At 47.7% G+C, this 17,613-nt stretch carries 19 protein-coding genes; 6 read left to right on the top strand and 13 right to left on the bottom strand.

Annotated features, from left to right (window positions below; translation table 11 throughout):
- Positions 1–119 precede the first annotated feature (119 nt).
- From GQF01_RS22545 to GQF01_RS22525, 5 genes are all read right to left on the bottom strand, one after another.
- Positions 120–968 (bottom strand): (2Fe-2S)-binding protein, encoded by an 849-nt coding sequence (locus GQF01_RS22545; RefSeq protein WP_161408918.1) that lies wholly within the window; start codon positions 966–968, stop codon positions 120–122.
- A gap of 21 nt (positions 969–989) precedes the next feature.
- Positions 990–1,847, bottom strand: a complete 858-nt coding sequence (locus GQF01_RS22540) for an ABC transporter ATP-binding protein (protein WP_161408917.1) — start codon at positions 1,845–1,847, stop codon at positions 990–992.
- Between the two features lie 29 nt (positions 1,848–1,876).
- Positions 1,877–2,908, bottom strand: a complete 1,032-nt coding sequence (locus tag GQF01_RS22535; RefSeq protein WP_161408916.1) for a FecCD family ABC transporter permease — start codon at positions 2,906–2,908, stop codon at positions 1,877–1,879.
- On the bottom strand, positions 2,908–3,951 hold the full coding sequence (locus GQF01_RS22530) for a FecCD family ABC transporter permease (protein WP_161408915.1): 1,044 nt from the start codon (positions 3,949–3,951) through the stop codon (positions 2,908–2,910). Before GQF01_RS22530 ends, GQF01_RS22535 begins: the two co-directional genes overlap by 1 nt.
- 346 nt (positions 3,952–4,297) lie before the next feature.
- Positions 4,298–4,564, bottom strand: a complete 267-nt coding sequence (locus GQF01_RS22525) for a hypothetical protein (RefSeq protein ID WP_161408914.1) — start codon at positions 4,562–4,564, stop codon at positions 4,298–4,300.
- A 249-nt stretch (positions 4,565–4,813) separates the two neighbouring features.
- Here GQF01_RS22525 and yhbH point away from each other — a divergent pair, with 249 nt between their 5' ends.
- On the top strand, positions 4,814–5,971 hold the full coding sequence (yhbH, locus tag GQF01_RS22520) for a sporulation protein YhbH (protein ID WP_161408913.1): 1,158 nt from the start codon (positions 4,814–4,816) through the stop codon (positions 5,969–5,971).
- Positions 5,968–7,404, top strand: a complete 1,437-nt coding sequence (locus GQF01_RS22515; RefSeq protein ID WP_161408912.1) for a SpoVR family protein — start codon at positions 5,968–5,970, stop codon at positions 7,402–7,404. Before yhbH ends, GQF01_RS22515 begins: the two co-directional genes overlap by 4 nt.
- 197 nt (positions 7,405–7,601) lie before the next feature.
- Here the strand turns inward: GQF01_RS22515 and GQF01_RS22510 are convergent, their stop codons facing one another.
- Both GQF01_RS22510 and GQF01_RS22505 read right to left on the bottom strand, forming a co-directional pair.
- Positions 7,602–7,805, bottom strand: a complete 204-nt coding sequence (locus GQF01_RS22510) for a hypothetical protein (protein ID WP_161408911.1) — start codon at positions 7,803–7,805, stop codon at positions 7,602–7,604.
- The gene (locus GQF01_RS22505) at positions 7,806–8,039 is read right to left on the bottom strand and encodes a hypothetical protein (RefSeq protein WP_161408910.1); all 234 of its coding nucleotides are present in this window, start codon (positions 8,037–8,039) and stop codon (positions 7,806–7,808) included.
- Positions 8,040–8,334: 295 nt separating this feature from the next.
- On the opposite strand from GQF01_RS22505, the gene GQF01_RS22500 reads away from it, so the two are divergent.
- Both GQF01_RS22500 and GQF01_RS22495 read left to right on the top strand, forming a co-directional pair.
- Positions 8,335–9,876, top strand: a complete 1,542-nt coding sequence (locus GQF01_RS22500) for an FAD-dependent monooxygenase (protein WP_161408909.1) — start codon at positions 8,335–8,337, stop codon at positions 9,874–9,876.
- Positions 9,877–10,409: 533 nt separating this feature from the next.
- On the top strand, positions 10,410–11,201 hold the full coding sequence (locus tag GQF01_RS22495) for a hypothetical protein (protein ID WP_161408908.1): 792 nt from the start codon (positions 10,410–10,412) through the stop codon (positions 11,199–11,201).
- A gap of 117 nt (positions 11,202–11,318) precedes the next feature.
- Here GQF01_RS22495 and GQF01_RS22490 read toward each other — a convergent pair whose 3' ends face one another.
- Complete coding sequence (locus GQF01_RS22490) at positions 11,319–11,969, bottom strand: nitroreductase family protein (protein ID WP_161408907.1); 651 nt, start codon at positions 11,967–11,969, stop codon at positions 11,319–11,321.
- A 177-nt stretch (positions 11,970–12,146) separates the two neighbouring features.
- Here GQF01_RS22490 and GQF01_RS22485 point away from each other — a divergent pair, with 177 nt between their 5' ends.
- Positions 12,147–12,497 (top strand): winged helix-turn-helix transcriptional regulator, encoded by a 351-nt coding sequence (locus GQF01_RS22485; RefSeq protein ID WP_161408906.1) that lies wholly within the window; start codon positions 12,147–12,149, stop codon positions 12,495–12,497.
- Positions 12,490–12,654, top strand: coding sequence for a hypothetical protein (locus tag GQF01_RS22480; RefSeq protein ID WP_161408905.1), 165 nt, complete (start codon positions 12,490–12,492; stop codon positions 12,652–12,654). Before GQF01_RS22485 ends, GQF01_RS22480 begins: the two co-directional genes overlap by 8 nt.
- 220 nt (positions 12,655–12,874) lie before the next feature.
- Here GQF01_RS22480 and GQF01_RS22475 read toward each other — a convergent pair whose 3' ends face one another.
- From GQF01_RS22475 to GQF01_RS22455, 5 genes are all read right to left on the bottom strand, one after another.
- Positions 12,875–13,705, bottom strand: a complete 831-nt coding sequence (locus GQF01_RS22475; protein WP_161408904.1) for an aldo/keto reductase — start codon at positions 13,703–13,705, stop codon at positions 12,875–12,877.
- A gap of 85 nt (positions 13,706–13,790) precedes the next feature.
- Positions 13,791–15,236, bottom strand: a complete 1,446-nt coding sequence (locus GQF01_RS22470) for a nicotinate phosphoribosyltransferase (protein ID WP_161408903.1) — start codon at positions 15,234–15,236, stop codon at positions 13,791–13,793.
- Positions 15,237–15,242: 6 nt separating this feature from the next.
- Positions 15,243–16,076, bottom strand: coding sequence for an ammonia-dependent NAD(+) synthetase (nadE, locus tag GQF01_RS22465; RefSeq protein ID WP_161408902.1), 834 nt, complete (start codon positions 16,074–16,076; stop codon positions 15,243–15,245).
- Positions 16,077–16,139: 63 nt separating this feature from the next.
- A complete protein-coding gene (locus tag GQF01_RS22460) occupies positions 16,140–16,682 on the bottom strand; it encodes a cysteine hydrolase family protein (RefSeq protein WP_161408901.1) in 543 nt (180 codons plus the stop codon).
- 70 nt (positions 16,683–16,752) lie between these two features.
- Positions 16,753–17,520, bottom strand: coding sequence for an NUDIX domain-containing protein (locus GQF01_RS22455; protein WP_202556601.1), 768 nt, complete (start codon positions 17,518–17,520; stop codon positions 16,753–16,755).
- Positions 17,521–17,613: the final 93 nt, after the last annotated feature.

Raw genomic sequence — 17,613 nt, 5'->3', positions numbered from 1 at the left:
ACGGGAGATTTTCCAGTTATTTCATATAGCCTCCACTTTCGAATTCACCTACAAACGAAAAAAGCTAGCTCATCCAGTCATCACTGACCAAATAAGATAGCCTTCTACCACTGCTAATGTTATGTCGCAGCTGCTTTAGACGCAGCCGCCTTAGCCGCAGCTTCCAGTGCCAGCTTCGCCCTGATCTGCACCTTGCGCTCTTCGCGCTCACTCGGCTTCAGCCGTGGGCATGTGTAACAATAACTGCCGCCTTCCGTGCAGTAAAACATGCAGCAACCCGACTTCATCCGCAGCTGTGAATCCGGCTCACCGGGAGCCCCTGGGTAGTCAAGGTAGATAAACTTTACGTTCAGCGGATTTCCCGCACGTCCGAAAACTTGGCCGCTCAGCTCTTTCGAAACGAACGTCCATTCTTCCTCGATGCGCTGCTGCTCCTGCTCGGAACCAGCTTGTTCTTTCAAGCGGTCGAACATATAACGCATCCGAGTCGGAAACAATTTCCATAAATGTGTGATATCCATATCTGCAGCCGAGGAAGCCGCTTCAACAATAGGTCGAATGTGAGTCCCGTACCAGTGGCTTAAGCGCTCTTTGCGCCAAGCGCTGCGCTCTCCCTCCCGCGGTCCTTCCAGCTTCCGAATATCATGAAGCACATAGCGGAATTCAGCATAACCTTGCTTGTGCATGTAGATTTGCAGTGTCCAAAGCTCCGGAGCCAGATCAATCAACTCATCCTTCAACACCATGCCATGCATAGCCATGTTCAATACACCAAGTCTACTCATAAAATACACACAAGCCGCCGCAGGCTCAAGCGCCTTCATCAGCGGTGAGTAAGCGCTAATTAGCTCCCGCATGCCAGCCTCTGTAGAGAGACGGCTGCCTGCTATAGCAAATAACGGCTGTGGATGTAACTCCGTAGTAACCCCGAACTGCTCCGCGAGAACATGCTCTAATGATGAACTCATTGTCTGGCCTCCTTCTACTTTTTAGCGAGATTCGCCAACAGCCACCACGGCTTTAGCGAGATCTGACTCTTGCAGCGTCTTCTCCGATTTCTCAGCACCTACTAGATCATAGGGAATGCAAAGCGGCACGCCCGTACGCGGATCCTTGACGATATCCGCCTCAATACCGAAGACTTCGCGAAGCACCGGCTGCGTCACAACCTCCTCCGGCGTCCCTTCGCTTACCACCTTGCCCTGCACAATCGCCACCATATGATGCGCATAATGAGTCGCATGGTTCAGGTCATGAACGACCATAATGATGGTCCTTCCTTCTTCCTTATTCAGCTTCCTAAGCAGCTTCAATACTTCAAGCTGATGCGCCATATCAAGGAAAGTCGTCGGCTCATCCAAGAAAAGAATGTCGGTCTGCTGCGCCAATGCCATCGCAATCCATGCCCGTTGACGCTGGCCGCCGGACAGTTGATCCACAGGACGGTCGGCGAACGGCATCATGCCCGTAACCTCAATCGCCCAGCTGATTGTCTCCTTATCTTCCTTCGTCATAGAGCCGAAGCCTTTCTGATGCGGGAATCTTCCGTAGGAAACCAGTTCGCTCACCGTCAAGCCCTCAGGAGCAGTTGGATTTTGCGGCAAAATCGCCAATTCCCGCGCGACTTCCTTCGTCGTCCGTTGGTGGATAGACTTCCCGTCGAGGTACACCTGGCCGCCTTTTATTTTCATAATGCGCGCAAGTGATTTCAAAATGGTGGATTTGCCTGAGCCATTGGCGCCAACAAGTGCGGTAATTTTGGCATCAGGGATGGATAAATTTAAGTTGCTGACAATCAAACGATCATCATAAGCAATGTCAACTTGCTGTGTATACAAACGAGTCATAGGGATGTCTCCTCTCAAAATAAGCTTTCTTAAGCCTTGGATTTAGCAAGCAAAAATAAAAAGTAAGGAGCGCCGATTACAGCTACGACAATGCCGGTTGGAATCTCACTCGGCTGCAGAATCCAGCGGGCAAGCGTATCTGCCACAATCAGCAGGAGACCTCCAGTTAACATCGAAGCCGGAAGCAAATATTGGTGCTTCGGGCCAACCAATTGTTTGGCAAGATGAGGCCCAATTAAGCCAACAAAACCGATGCCACCGCCGACAGCAACACAAGCGCCTGCAAGAGCAACAGCTGCTGCAAGGAGGCCAAGTCGTTCCCGTTCGACAGTCGTTCCAAGCGCACTCGCCAGCTGATCTCCCAAGTGCAACACGTTCAAAGTCTGAGCTTTATATAGGACATATGGAATCAAAATAATAAGCCAAGGCAGCAGGGCCATTACAAACTTCCAGTTAGTTCCCCAAATGCTGCCTGCTAACCAGATAGCAACAAATTGATAGTTTTGAGGATCCATTTTGATCGTAAGTACAAGCATTACTGCGCTGATTCCAGCCGCTACCGCAATACCTACCAGAACGAGTCTCGTTGGCGAAATGCCGATGCCTTTTTTGTAGGCTAGAACATAAATCAGTGCTGCTGCAACTCCGGCCCCAAGCATAGCGAGAAGCGGCATCATATAAACGGGAGCCGCCTGTTTGACAGGGAAGAACGAAATAAACAGCACAACCGCAAGGCCCGCACCGGCGTTGATGCCAAGGATCCCTGGATCTGCCAGGGCATTACGCGAGAGCCCCTGCAGAATAGCTCCTGATAAGGCGAGTCCTGCACCAACTAGTACAGAGATAATAATGCGAGGCAATCGGAACTCAAATAGAATCAGTTCTTGTTTAGCCGTTCCTTGACCGAACAACGTCCGAAGCACGTCCATCGGAGACAAGCGAATGAATCCTGTATTCATGCTGATGATAAAAACAACCGTAATCGCCACAAGCAAAATCGTTAACATGGTATAGGCTTTAACTGATCGCTTGCGCGTTGAAATTTCTACCAGAGAGGCCATTATAGTTCTCTCCTTTCCTTACGAGCCAAATAGAGGAAAAACGGTACCCCGATGAGCGCGATCAAAGCCCCAATCGGTGTCTCAAATGGCGGGTTAATCATCCTCGCGCCAATATCGGCGGTAACCATGAGCAGAGCGCCAAGTATACCCGAGCAGGGAATAATCCAGCGATAATCGACGCCGACTAATGCCCGTGCGACATGCGGGATGACCAGTCCTACGAAGCCGACAGCACCAACGGCCGAGACCGATGTACCTGCCAGCACCAGAGATAGCAGCATCCCAGCAATCTTCACCCAGCCCGTGCGCTGCCCGAGTCCTGCGGCAATTTCATCACCGAGACTCAGCACTGTAATCGATCTGGATAAGGCGAGCGCACCGATGATGCCGCCAACAATCCATGGCCAGACGATCTTGATTTGCAGCCATTTCGTTCCAGCTACGCCTCCGGCATACCAGAACGCCAAATCCTGCGAAATGTGAAAATAAATCGCAATCCCCTCGCTAAGCGCTACAAGCAGCGCACTTACCGCCGCGCCTGCCAAGGCAAGCCGTACAGGTGATAATCCACCTTTGGACATGGAGCTTACCCCATACACAAGTCCGGTACCAATAGCGGCTCCTGCAAAAGAAAATAAAATCAAATAATGAAAGGGCAGCCCCGGGAAAAAAGCAAAACACAACGCAAGCACAAAGCCTGCGCCAGCATTAATCCCGAGCAAACCCGGATCAGCAAGCGGATTCCGTGTCATTCCTTGCATGATTGCGCCAGAAACAGCAAATCCAACGCCAACCAGCGCTCCGGCCAAAGCCCGTGGCAGTCTCAACTCCTGTATGATTTGATGCTGGGTCAATTTCGGGTTGAAATTAAACACAGCTTCCCAAACAGTAGACAGCTTAATATCAGCCGCTCCAACCGAAACGGAAACAGCAAGCCCAAGCAGTAAAGCAGCCAGCCCTCCGAAAATAATAAATGAAGCTACAAGCGGCCTGCTTCGCAGCTTAGGACGTGGAGCATCGGTCGATGCTGCAGATAAACTCATGAACAAAATCTCCTTCCGATATGTACCCCAATCAAGATCAAATAAGCTCCATCTTACTCATGAAAAACATTATAACACAGGTGATAATGATTATCATTGTTAATTTGAATTTAAGCAACTAAAAAGCCTGCCTGATCTCCGATGCGTGGCCGCTGGAGATTAAGCAGACTTTTTGTAATTCTAATGGGGCACTTACTTTCACCAGGAAATAAAAGAGCAACAATGATGAAAACTTCATCTACTTGCTCAAAATAAATTCTAAATCTTCTGACGACTATACGGGCTATTCCTCTGTATTCACCGAACTCCTCTGTATAGGCCTTACCAAATATAGGATTATTTATAATTATTCAAAATCCTTGGGGGATAGAGATCTTAAAAGTTCCGTAGTTGACATTCCTTTGCCTTGTGCATATTCTTCACGGCTATCTTCAATCATACGTTTCAGTTCTAGATTAGCTTTGACTTCAGAACTAATAGAAAGATGATCTTCTTCTTGAAGAACAACAGTAAATTTCCCTTTTCCAGGTATAAGAAATTGAAGAACTGAATCCTCACTATTCATGTTGATGATGGCTTCCATAAGCTCTTCGGAGCTATTTACTTTTTCCATTATTTTCGCCACCTTTTTATCTAACTTGTATCTCAATCATAACATAAATCAACTGGACACGTGACGTCTAAGTTGATCTGATTCAGATCATTTGCTTCGACCTTTTCACATTCATCACATATCCCCCGTGGTCTTGAATATATTTAGTAACAAGCTTTTTTTCACATCTAAATCATTGCTTTGTGCATGCCATACGATAAGGGTAAGCTGCTACTTGCCTAGGAAGATCACCCCCAAGGAGGTGTCAACATGACAGAACCCCTATTTACCGTTTCCCGTGAGGATTGGTCATTGCACCGTAAAGGGTACCAAGATCAAACCCGACACCAAGAGAAGGTCAAAGAAGCCATTAAGCAGAACCTCCCTGATTTGGTTACAGATGAGAGCATTGTAATGTCCAACGGGAAGCAGGTTGTGAAGGTACCTATTAAAAGTCTGGATGAGTATCGCTTTCGGTACAATTTTAACAAAGGGAAACATGTCGGACAGGGAGACGGCGACTCGCAAGTGGGGGATGTGCTTGGAACCGATCCTCAGCCAGCTCAAGGACCAGGCAAAGGCGAGGGGGCAGGCGATCAGGCTGGCGAAGATTATTATGAGGCCGAAGTCAGCATGGAGGAGCTGCAAGCGATGCTGTTCTCTGAGCTGGAGCTGCCGAATTTGCAGAAAAAAGAGAAGCGCAACATGACGACCACAGAAGTGATTTTCAATGACATTCGCAAAAAAGGCATCATGTCCAACATCGACAAGAAACGGACGATCCTTGAAAATATGCGTCGCAATTCACGCTCGACTTCACCTGGCATTCATCACATCAGCCCTGATGATTTACGTTTCAAAACCTGGGAAGAAGTCGAGAAGCCGCACTCAAATGCCCTCATCATTGCCATGATGGATACGTCAGGTTCCATGGGGTCCTTTGAGAAATATATCGCACGCAGCTTCTTCTTCTGGATGACGCGGTTTCTGCGCACAAAATACGAGAACGTGGAAATTGTGTTCATTGCTCACCATACGGAAGCCAAAGAGGTTACGGAAGAAGAATTCTTCACAAAAGGAGAAAGTGGCGGCACGATCTGCTCCTCCGCGTACCAAACCGCCATCGATATTATTGATAAAAGGTACCCGCCTTCTCAATTCAATATTTATCCGTTCCATTTCTCCGATGGAGATAACTTAACGTCGGATAACGAACGCTGTGTGAAGCTCATCACCCAATTGATGGAGCGCTGCAACATGTTTGGTTATGGAGAGGTGAACCAGTATAACCGCAGTTCCACGCTGATGTCCGCTTTTCGCCATATTCACGATCCTAAATTTCTGCATTATGTCATTCGCGAAAAAGGCGAAGTTTACAAAGCGTTGAAAACCTTTTTTACCAAGCAGGAGGGAGTGGCTGTTCCGTGAGTAAATCCGAAATTCAGCAGCTTGAATACGCCATTGATGAGATAACGGAGATTGCCAAAGGGTTTGGGCTCGACTTCTATCCGATGAGGTACGAAATTTGTCCCGCCGAAATTATTTATACGTTTGGGGCTTATGGGATGCCGACCCGTTATAGCCATTGGAGCTTCGGGAAAAATTTTCACCGCATGAAGACGCAATATGACTTGGGTTTAAGCAAAATCTACGAGTTGGTCATCAACTCCGACCCCTGTTATGCTTTCTTACTGGATGGCAACTCGCTCATTCAAAATAAGCTCATCGTCGCTCACGTCCTGGCGCACTGTGATTTCTTCAAAAACAACGTCCGCTTCTCCAAAACGAACCGCAACATGGTCGAAAGCATGTCCGCCACTGCAGAGCGTATTCGCCAATATGAAATCGAGCACGGCATTGACGAAGTTGAACAATTCATTGATGCAGTACTCGCGATTCAGGAACATATTGATCCTGTGCTCACCCTTTCTTACCGGCAAACACGCAATCGCCAAGAGACCAACAAAGCCTCAACCCCTGCTGTGAAATCGGAAGCGACTTACGGCTATGAGGACTTATGGAGTCTGGATGCTAAAAGTAAACCCGCTCCTTCCGCTGATGCCAAAGAGGAAGCCAAGCGCTTCCCGCCAAAACCAGAGAAGGATATCCTCCTCTTTATTGAAGAGAATGCGCCTTATATGGAGGAATGGCAGCGGGATATTTTGACCATGCTGCGCGATGAAATGCTCTATTTCTGGCCGCAGCTTGAGACCAAAATCATGAATGAAGGCTGGGCTTCCTACTGGCATCAACGCATTTTGCGCGAGCTGGATTTGACCGAAGAGGAGACGATTGAGTACTCCAAACTCAACTCATCTGTTGTTGTTCCCTCCCGCCATACGCTGAACCCGTATTATTTGGGAGTCAAAATTTTCGAAGACATCGAAAAGCACTGGGATAATCCGACCGATGAGGAAATCCGGATACAAGGCCGTAAGAAAGGCGAAGGCCGGAGCAAAATGTTCGAGGTACGCGAGTACGAATCCGATACCTCCTTTATCCGGAACTATTTGAACAAACCGTTGGTGGAGGAACTGGATTTATACGTTTTTGAGAAGAAGGGTCCTGAGTGGAAAATCACCGATAAAACATGGGAGAATACGCGGGATCAGCTATTCGCGTCGCGTGTCAACGGGGGCTTTCCGTATATTGTCGTGGAGGATGGCGACTATCAGCGTAATGGTGAGCTGTATTTGAAGCATTGTTACGAGGGCGTCGAACTGGATCTCAAATACGTAGAGCGGACGCTTCCCTATATTTACAAGCTCTGGGGCAAGTCCATTCATATGCATACGGTTGTGGAAGAGAAGCCGGTTTTGTTCTCTTTTGACGGGAAGAAGCATCACCGCAGATTTCTGTAGTGGATACTGGATAGCAGAGGAATTAAACCTCCAAGCCTTAGGGCTTTGGGGGTTTGTTTGCGTGAGGAGATTCCATAAATATACTAATTCGTACTGCCTTTAATAGGGGTCGATGACAATTAGTATTTAATATTGCGTTTCATGGCTCCATGCTTAAAAGAGGTGATTACATATCGCTCATCGTTATCCATCACCTTTTAAGACACAATAAATCGGTCTGCAATGCAATAATATGTGTTGCGATATTCACGTGAGGGCATCATTGTGCCCATGCTTACAACCTTCTGCTCCACTTGACGTAGCAACTCAATCTTATAGTCAATAGTTTCCTGCTCGCTGTAGTGATCACTCTTAATTTGTCGGAATCGATTTCGCGCCGTTTCGGTCCACTGTACGATCAACTACAGTTCACCACGCTTTATAGCTTCAACCATTTCTTCTGTAGAATAAACTTTTCCTTGCTTCAAGTCTTTTTCGGAAGCCTCAATCATTTGTCTAACTTCCAGATCGGAATCAAACTCATCAACAGGACTGTAGACCTCGTATTCCATGCCTTCAATGCGGATGAACTCTTTATGGTTTTTCAAATAGGAATCAATGACTGTGCCATCTGGGGCTTTAAGACTGAATTGCATGAGCTTCGCCTCCTTTATTTAAGAATTATCTCATATCCAGACCTGCAGCTACAGCTAGTTCAGTTGTGGCATGCAGTGGACTAGCTGTAATTGACTCTTTTTTAATTAATATATTCTCTACCCTTAAACTCTTCAAGTTTCACCAGAAAAGTAATTGACAGAACTAGCAAACCAACGTAACATTGTTTCCAAGAAACATATTGTTTCTAAGAAATTATAATACAACCAATTACATCTAAGAATTAACCTAAAAGGCCTTATCCTTTAAATTTCTTTCCAGAAAGGAAACTTAACAATGACAAGCAACCTATCTGATGGATTAAAAAATCAACAAGATATCGACGTACTTATCGCTGGGGCAGGACCAACCGGCTCCACACTAGCTGCGGACTTGCTCCGACGCGGCCTTCGTATTCGGCTAGTTGACAAGGCACCACATTCTTTCCAGGGCTCCCGTGCCAAAGGGGTTCAACCACGAACTCAGGAGGTCTTCGAAGACCTCGGTATACTGAGTGAGGCACATAAGCAGGGCGATTCCTACCCCCTTTCAGGCCTCCATTTCGGCCCGGTTACTGTTCCTTGGAGGATGCAAAAGATGAGCAAACAGACACCTGACGTGCCCTATCCAAACATCCTGTTACTATCTCAACATCGCACGGATGCCATCTTACACCGCCTAATAAATCGCCAAGGGCTAAGCATTGAGTTCAATACCGCGGTAGAAAACTTCATACAGGATGCTGACGGGGTGACGGTTACTCTCTCTTCCGGAGAGCAGGTTCGTTGTAAATATCTGATCGGGGCAGATGGCGGTTCGAGCAGCGTCCGTAAAGCTTCAGGCATTCGATTCGTCGGAGAGACCGATGACTCCGACCGTATGCTCATTCTTGATGGTACAATTGATGGACTATCTCGGAATCGGTGGCATATGTGGCCTCGAACGAAAGGGAAGTCAGTCGCTGCTTGCCCGCTGCCCCACTCCGATCAGTTCCAGGTGATGATCAAGCTGACACCAGACGAGACACTAGACCTCGATGAAGCTCATCTCGCTGCAAATTTTCATAACCTCACCGGTTTCAAGCTCTATGACATCACCTGGAAATCAGTTTTTCGTCCAAACGTCCGACTCGCTGATCACTATCGTGCAGGCAACGTATTCCTGGCCGGCGACGCCGCCCACGTCCACACTCCTGCTGGCGGACAAGGACTCAACACCGGCGTTCAGGATGCTTACAACCTCGGTTGGAAACTCAGTCAGGTTATATTCGGCGCCCCGGGCAGCCTCCTTGACAGCTACGAAGCCGAACGACGGCCAATTGCCGCCCATGTTCTAGACAAATCCAACAAGCTATATGCAGGGCTCAAGAAGTTCCGCTTCTCCAGTCTCAAACGTGGAAACGAAGAACGACAGCTCGGAATCACGTACCACAGCGGCCCTCTTGCACCAGAGGACTCGTCTTATACCAAGACGCTGCACGTAGGTGACCGAGCACCGGATGCGCCTTGTATGGGGCCTAACGGAGCACGACGACTCTTTGACATATATAGGGGTGCCCAGTTTACTCTGCTTGCGTTCGGAGCCACTGCCTCCCAAGTGCTTCCCAAGTTGACCTTACCGACCACAGGTGCCGAAATCCGCTGCTTTACGGTAGGTAATGCAAGTCAAATTGAAGGCAATTATATACATGACGCCACAGGAAATTTGACCAAAATCTATGGGATTAATAGCGACACGATGGTCTTGATCCGGCCAGACGGTTACATCGGAAGCATCATCACGGCCAACTGGCAGACAACTTTCGAAAGTGTGATCACAATGTTTACCCCTAGCAATTAAACGATAAACCTTCATGTAAACCTCCCGCCAAAAATGCTCTTCTCACTCACTCTCTCAATGACAAAAGTAGTGGTTTTCCGACAACGATAATCGACGGACATCCTATTCAAGCAATGTTACGATTAGAACTCAGTTAATTGATAATAATTATCATGTCAGGAGATGAGTTGAAAGTGAGAATGAATATTTTATTTAACAAGAGACCAATTTCTGTGAACTTTATTGGCACGGACCACAAACTAATTCCCTCCCTGATCAACGCTCTTCGTTATAACAAATTTACGACAACGAACCTTGGTCATACTTTAGAGCACGTTGATTTATTCAGCTCCGAAGCCATTTTATACGCAAAGGATGGAAATAAAGCGAGAATTCCAATTTTTTAATAGGATCTGCACATACAAGTAAAGCCTATTCGCTAGAGTGACTCATTCACTTTACGGATGGGCTTTTTTCGTGCCTCTTGGCATAATTTATTTCTGAGTTTCATAGACTGATAGAAATGAATTGATTGAAGAGATAGGAGTTGCCATATGGATACGATCCCTCTTGCCAAAAATAGAGCAGCCTCCCTACTTATCTATCTCCTTATCATGATAACTAGTTTCATATGGACCCTCATCTGGGGGGCGAATGGACATGTCAAACCGCCGAATCTCCCCATTTCCGAGTATCGTATCGATCAGGCAAGCAATGGCGTTACCCTCCATACCATCCGAACCCCGCCGCAAAATATAGGACTCAAGGCTATCACTGCGAATATAACGGATTTGAGCGAGAATGGCATCAACGGTGGTTTCTTCTGGCAGGGTTATCTGCTCAGCATCGCCGTCATTAACGACCTCCCAGTCAAGGGACAACCAGGTGATTACGGCTCTGGCTGGTTCAATATCGACCGCAAACGGGGAACGTTGGTCTGGGATGAAAAGGCGCAAACTTTCACCGTCCAAGTGGTCGAAAACGCCAATGAGCTAAAGGTCATGGATCGCAATAATTACTGGGCGCAGGGCGGAGTTAGCATGGGTCTGGCAAATCCCGACGGGTGGGCAGCCCAAGCAGTTTCGGAAGAGATGCCTGTCATTGACGAGAAGCGTATGCGCTCAGGTATCGTATATGACAGGAGTAATCATGTGTACATGGTCGTGGCGCCAACACCATGCACAGGTGAACAATTCCGCACAGCCATTCTTGAGCAAGTGGGTGGCGGTCAGCTGGTAGACGGACTTTTCCTGGACGGCGACGGGTCCTCGCAGCTCAAAGTTGCCGATTACCTGCTGCCTGGTGACCACCGTGAGGTGTACCAGATGATTACGCTGCTGAAGTGAAGTGCCAATCACTGAAACAGCGACAGCCACGGACGTGATAATAGAGTCCTAGACTATCGCTGTTTTATTGAACGTGCCCGTTAGATACAAATCCATCCACTCTGGCGGCTGCGTTTATTACAGCCTCCCATTCCAATATGTCACTTCATCTACCTCTAATCTCACCGATGTGTGTCCCGGTTTCTTTGCTTTGCCAACAGCAATCATTAGAACGTTTACGAGATTTTCTGGAATATTAAACTCTTTACGAAACTCTTCAACATCATAACCAATCATAGGTACAGTATCGTAACCTCTTGCTTTTGCAGCCAGCATAAACTGCATAGCTGCCAGACCGCTATCAATCATTAGCCATTCTCGTTTCACTTGTTCACTTACATGTCCTGAAAAATCGTCCATGCTATTATTAATTTTCTCCTTAGCCTCTTCTGTCATATAACCTGCATCCACAGCTTTTTGATTGATTCTATCTGAATTTTCTACAGAATAAGCATTCATATCGCCTAACAATGCAACTACAGCAGGTGCCTCAAGCACTTGACGTTGTCCTAAAGCAATTTTGTGCAACCTTTCTTTAAGAATAGGATCCGTGAATACCATAAATCTCCAAGTATTTAGATTGTGTGCATTGGGAGCAAGGATAGCTTCTCCAATAAGTTCTTTCATTTCTTCATCAGGAACCTTAACGGAAGTATCATAATTCCGAACAGATCGGCGATCATGAATGACATCATAAAAATTAGCATTTCGATTTATCTTTTTTTCCATTTTTCCCGTGCCTCCGTTTTAGTTTTGTTATTAGGCATAGATAGTTAACTGCCACTTGGCTGAACTAAATCGCTAACAGGGTTTATTATGGTATAGTACAAATACATTGAAAAGTACGCACTTTTTTGTGAGATACACACGAAAAAGTAAGAATTGCATGATGATTAGGAGATCAAAATGAAAAAAACATACAATAATCAAATTGAAGTTGTGTTAGATCTAATTAGGGGGAAATGGAAGTCGCATATTATTTTTCATTTAGGGAGTGGCCCTGTAAGAACTGGTGAATTAATACGTTTGGTTACGGGAGTAACACAGAAAATGCTCATTGAGCAATTAAAAGAGCTTGAACAAGATGGGTTAGTTTCTAGAAAAGTTTACAATCAAGTACCGCCTAAGGTTGAATATTCCCTTACAGATTACGGTTCTTCATTGAAAGATGTTTTAAGAGTAGTTTGTGATTGGGGAGATGATTATGTGAAGCGTAGATACCCTGGCGGTGAAGTTACAATTAGGGCGAATGAGTAAGATACTCATCATTAAAAATATTAAGCACAAAGAGATAGACGCTGGAGAACTATGGTCCGCTATTCTGGCGAAATCAGTCCTTGCAGCAGATGAAGAGGATCTACGGGGTCTTATTTCTGGCAAATACAAGCGATTCGCCGTAATACCGACCAAATAAAGGACCATAGTTCCCACTCAGCCGCAAAAGTGCTGTTTCGCAGGCAAATAACGCCCTGTAGTTCCCATTTTCAACACAACTTAAAGGTCGCTGCGATTTTGGGGAAGCTGATCTCATGCCTGAGCGTACGCAGGGGCAACTGTACTGGTACTAGCATTGGCATTCCACAAAAAAAAGAATCCCCGCCAACAAACAGCGTCAGCGGAAATTCTTCTATACATTAGAACGGCACGTTGTCCGGATCGGGCCCGATGCGTTTGTTCTGGTTCAACGAATCCACAAGAGACATATCCTCGGCACTCAGCTCAAAATCAAAAATATTCGCATTCTCGCGAATCCGATGCTCCGTCACCGATTTCGGAATCGTGACGACACCGTTTTGTATGTCCCAACGCAGCACGATTTGTGCCGCTGATTTCCCATGTTTAGCCGCGAGCTGCGACAGCACCGGATGATCGAGATTCCCTTGCATCAGCGGGCTCCAAGCTTCCAGCTGAATGTTATTCTCGCGAGTGAAGGCGAGCAGTTCTTTTTGCGCCAGCTGCGGATGATATTCGACTTGGTTCACAGCGGGCACGACACCCGTATCCTCAATCACATGCTGCAAATGATGAATTTGAAAATTGCTAACGCCAATAGCACGCACGTGACCTTCTTTGTACAAATGAACGAGCGCTTTCCAAGTTTCTCGATAGGTCGCCGGTTTAGCCCAGTGAACTAAATACAGGTCGATCGTCTCGAGGCCAAGCCGTTTGCGGCTTGCTTCAAAGGCTTGCAACGTGGACTCATAACCCTGATCCGAGTTCCACACTTTGGTGGTGACGAAAATCTCGTCGCGCGCCACACCGCTTTCGCGCAGCCCCTGACCAACACCTTCTTCATTCTGATAGATTGCTGCCGTATCAATGCTGCGGTACCCCAATTGAAGGGCCGTTTTCACAGCGTTAATGACTTCTTGGCCTTCTTTGCTTTTCCAAACACCTAATCCGAGCCATGGCATATGCACGCCATTACCAAGTTGAACTCCTTGAGTGAATGCTTGCGTCGACATTGGATACTGCCTCCATCCGTAAATAGGGTATGACGGCTCTTGAAAGAGTACGCACAATCACTATCATACCACTCGGAATATCCAATCACATAATTGTATGCGCGTGAATCAAATTCATTTTCAGCTCCCACAGCTCTGTGCTTAAGTTTACGCGGTAACCTTCTGGGTTGAGCTTGCGTAAATATTGCGGCCAAAATGTCCGAATTTGCTCCTGGTGATACGCCCGGATCTCATCCAACGTGGGCAGCTTATAGACAAGTTCGCCTCCCGCATAAATTGACTTAAGCAGCGGAACCGCTTCATAGTCCTCAATGTACTTGTAGATATAGGTATGCGTGGGATCAAACAATTTCACTCGCTCGCCACGCTGAATATCGACTTCGTGCTCCATGGCCAGGTAATCGGCTTCCGCTTTACCGGTTTTTTTGTTGATAATCCGGTAGGCTTCCTTGAAGCCGGGATTGGATACCTTCTCGGGGTTGCCCGAAATCTTGATGACCGGCTCAAACTCGCCGTTCTTCTCCAGGGCAACAAGCTTGTAAACCCCGCCGAGCGCAGGCTGGTCGGCAGCGGTAATGAGCTGGGTGCCTACGCCCCAGACATCGATTCTGGCCCCTTGGGCTTTCAGCCCCTCGATGATATTCTCATCGAGATCGTTCGAGGCGACGATCGCCACCTCGGGAAAGCCCGCCTCATCCAGCATATGCCTCGCCTGCTGGGATAAATACGCCAAATCGCCGCTGTCGAGGCGAATGGCGTTCATGCGCTTGCCTTGCTGCTGCAGCATGCGCGCGATCTTAATGGCGTTCGGCACGCCGCTGCGCAGCGTGTCGTACGTATCAACGAGCAGCGTCACTTGCTCCGGCAGCGCCTCAGCATAGACACGGAAGGCTTCCTCTTCCGTGTCGAAGGCCTGCACCCATGCGTGCGCGTGGGTGCCCTTGGTCGGGATGCCGAACAGCATCCCGGCCCGTAAGTTCGACGTCGCGTGGAACCCCGCGACGTAAGCGGCTCTTGCGCCCCAGATGGCGGCGTCCGCCTCTTGGGCGCGCCTGGTCCCGAACTCGAGCAGCACCTCGTTCGGGGCGACCTGTTTGATCCGCGAAGCTTTCGTCGCGATGAGCGTCTGGTAGTTCACGAAGTTGAGAATCGCTGTCTCAACAAACTGGGCCTCAAAGATGCTGGCCACCACGCGTACGAGCGGCACATTAGGGAATACAAGCGTACCTTCAGGTACGCATTGCAGATCACCGCTGAACTTGAATGCGCGCAGCGCCTCAAGAAAGTCTTCGCGGTAATGTTCTTCCTGCTCCCGCAGGTAAGCAATTTCGTCATCTCCGAAATGCAGGTGCTGGATATAATGAACGAGCCGCTCCAAGCCAGCGAATACGGCGTAGCCGCCATCGAAGGGCAGCTTGCGGAAATACACCTCAAACACGGCTTTCTCTTGATAAGTGCCTTTCAGCCAATGCGCATACATCATATTGATTTGATATTTATCTGTGTGAAGCGTCAAATTTTCGTAATTCATATAGGTTCATCCTTTCCACCAAGTGTCATAGCAGGTTACCGGTCCTTTGCGCTTATGCTCCGTAATCGTGTAACGTTCCTCGATTTTCTGCGCAATATCAGCAGGGAGGGGGCGGCCTTCCAGATAGTCATCCAATTGTACGTAGCTAACACCAAGTGCTTCTTCATCCGGAAGACCCGGTTTCAAATCTTCCAAGTCAGCCGTAGGCTTTTTCAAATACAAATGCTCCGGACATCCCAGCCCCTTCAGCAATTCCTTGCCTTGCCGCTTATCGAGCCCATAAATAGGGGCTACATCGCAGGCGCCATCCCCATGTTTCGTATAAAATCCCGTAATAGCCTCGGCGGCATGATCCGTCCCCAGCACAAGAAGTCCATAATGTGCAGCCAGATCATACTGCACCTTCATACGCTCGCGAGCCTTGACGTTCCCTTTATGGAAATCACTCAATGTGTCGCCTGTCGCTTCCGCAAATTGCTTCACCGAGGCATCAACCGCAGGTTGAATATTGACTGTGACAACTCGGCTTGCCGCTATAAACTGAATGGCAGCTTGCGCGTCATCTTCATCTTTTTGGATACCATAAGGCAGCCTAACCGCCATAAACTGATGGGCATCCTTACCGCTCTCCGCATTCAGCTCGTCAATCGCCATCTGAGCAAGCTTGCCTGCTAATGTAGAGTCTTGACCTCCGGACATGCCCAGCACGTAGCCCTTGGCTCCCGTATGTCGAAGATAATCTTTAAGAAACTGTGTACGGCGCTTTATTTCGTTCTCTGCGTTAATCTCGCTTTGTACATGTAATATCGCTTGAATTTCAGCTTGTGTAGGTTGTGGCATAGGGGTCATCTCCTTCATTATATTGGATTATCCTAGCATTCCTGTTAATGCTGCTGTTTCATACTACCAACCGCGAACAACTTTAGCCCCAAGTGTGCTTTCAAAATGCTGCAAAGCCCAGACATGGCCTTGGTCATTAAAGCTGGCAACCGCGTCTTCGTGTACCACGATGTCAAAGCCTTTATTGTAAGCATCAACGGCTGTATGCAGCACGCAAATATCTGTGCAGACGCCAATCAGATGAAGTTCCTGGATGCCTCTAGCCCTAAGCTTCAGCTCCAAATCTGTCCCACAGAAGGCGCTATATCTCGTTTTGTCCATCCAATAAATTGCGCGCTCATGATGCTCATGCACGGTTTTCAACCGGCCATATAAATCGCGTCCAGACGTGCCCCGGATATTGTGCGGCGGGAATAGCTTCGTCTCTGGATGGTAGGGGTCCTGTTCATCGTGCAGGTCTACGGCCATGACCACAAAATCCTGCTGGGCAACGAATGCCTCTGTTATTTCACACATCCGCGTTTCTATGGCAATAGCAGGCTCCCCGCAAGGAAGCTTCCCGTCAACAAAATCGACCGTATAGTCTATAATAATCAATGCTTTCATACTTACCAACTCCTTGATTTAGTATATTTGATACTATTAATAAGACAATATCAAAGGTTAAAAGAGAGGCCTAGCTGTAAATAGACAGCTGAGGCACATAATCCGTAAAACGGTAGAGCTGGGCGGCACGTTGGGAATATCGGTTTGACATTTTGCCTTGCCCGTTGTGATCCAGCACCTCTTCGATAATCCCTTTGCGGCTCTGCGTAGACGTGATTTTACGAATAAAATTACGTTCATTGAACGTCGGGACGACCGTCTGAATCACTTGATACAATTCGCTGATCGTGAATTCCTCCGACAAGAATTCCTTGGCGATCGTCGTCGTGAGCATCTTCGTCTGAATCTGTTCAAGAGCATCGCGAACGATGATTTCGTGATCAAAAGCGAGATCCATCGCGAGCGCTTCCTCCACTGGAAATAGCCGAACATCTGCGGCATCATCCGCTGCTTGGCGCTTCTCCAGGAAGCGCTCATGCACTAACGCGAAGAACGCGTGAGAGATGATCCACCCCCGAGGATCGCGTTTTGGCGTGCTGTAGACGTTGAAATAGGCCAGGTGGACATCAGAAACGCCTGTTTCCTCCGTTAGTTCGCGCCGCGCGCTCTCATGAATCGTTTCGTTCTCGGAGGAGAATCCGCCTGGAAGCGCCCATTGTCCTTCGAACGGCCACTGTTTTCTTTGAATAAGCAGCACTTGCAATTCTCTGAGCGGGAGCGACTTCTTCACGGAATCCTTTCCTTCAGCGGTGATGGTGAAGATCACGATATCCGCAGGCGCACCGTCTGGTGTTCGATATTTGCTTACCTGGTAATTGCTTTCGTTTTCTTCGTTCAAGGTGATCACCTGCTTGGATGTGAATAGTTATATATTGTCGTTTTGATATTTTCATTATGACACAATTAAATGATACATGCAATCGTTACTTTA

This window comes from Paenibacillus silvestris (genome assembly GCF_009882985.1).
Classification (GTDB): domain Bacteria; phylum Bacillota; class Bacilli; order Paenibacillales; family NBRC-103111; genus Paenibacillus_E; species Paenibacillus_E silvestris.
This window is presented reverse-complemented; position numbering and strand designations above follow the sequence as displayed.

Bases quoted from the DNA above. Each gene is read 5' to 3' on its own strand.
- GQF01_RS22505 (WP_161408910.1), bottom strand. From the start codon at position 8,039: ATGCAATTCAGTCTTAAAGCCCCAGATGGCACAGTCATTGATTCCTAT.
- GQF01_RS22485 (WP_161408906.1), top strand. From the start codon at position 12,147: ATGAAAAAAACATACAATAATCAAATTGAAGTTGTGTTAGATCTAATT.
- GQF01_RS22530 (WP_161408915.1), bottom strand. From the start codon at position 3,951: ATGAGTTTATCTGCAGCATCGACCGATGCTCCACGTCCTAAGCTGCGA.
- nadE (WP_161408902.1), bottom strand. From the start codon at position 16,076: ATGCCACAACCTACACAAGCTGAAATTCAAGCGATATTACATGTACAA.
- GQF01_RS22535 (WP_161408916.1), bottom strand. From the start codon at position 2,908: ATGGCCTCTCTGGTAGAAATTTCAACGCGCAAGCGATCAGTTAAAGCC.
- yhbH (WP_161408913.1), top strand. From the start codon at position 4,814: ATGACAGAACCCCTATTTACCGTTTCCCGTGAGGATTGGTCATTGCAC.
- GQF01_RS22480 (WP_161408905.1), top strand. From the start codon at position 12,490: ATGAGTAAGATACTCATCATTAAAAATATTAAGCACAAAGAGATAGAC.
- GQF01_RS22475 (WP_161408904.1), bottom strand. From the start codon at position 13,705: ATGTCGACGCAAGCATTCACTCAAGGAGTTCAACTTGGTAATGGCGTG.
- GQF01_RS22460 (WP_161408901.1), bottom strand. From the start codon at position 16,682: ATGAAAGCATTGATTATTATAGACTATACGGTCGATTTTGTTGACGGG.
- GQF01_RS22545 (WP_161408918.1), bottom strand. From the start codon at position 968: ATGAGTTCATCATTAGAGCATGTTCTCGCGGAGCAGTTCGGGGTTACT.
- GQF01_RS22470 (WP_161408903.1), bottom strand. From the start codon at position 15,236: ATGAATTACGAAAATTTGACGCTTCACACAGATAAATATCAAATCAAT.
- GQF01_RS22540 (WP_161408917.1), bottom strand. From the start codon at position 1,847: ATGACTCGTTTGTATACACAGCAAGTTGACATTGCTTATGATGATCGT.
- GQF01_RS22500 (WP_161408909.1), top strand. From the start codon at position 8,335: ATGACAAGCAACCTATCTGATGGATTAAAAAATCAACAAGATATCGAC.
- GQF01_RS22490 (WP_161408907.1), bottom strand. From the start codon at position 11,969: ATGGAAAAAAAGATAAATCGAAATGCTAATTTTTATGATGTCATTCAT.
- GQF01_RS22495 (WP_161408908.1), top strand. From the start codon at position 10,410: ATGGATACGATCCCTCTTGCCAAAAATAGAGCAGCCTCCCTACTTATC.
- GQF01_RS22525 (WP_161408914.1), bottom strand. From the start codon at position 4,564: ATGGAAAAAGTAAATAGCTCCGAAGAGCTTATGGAAGCCATCATCAAC.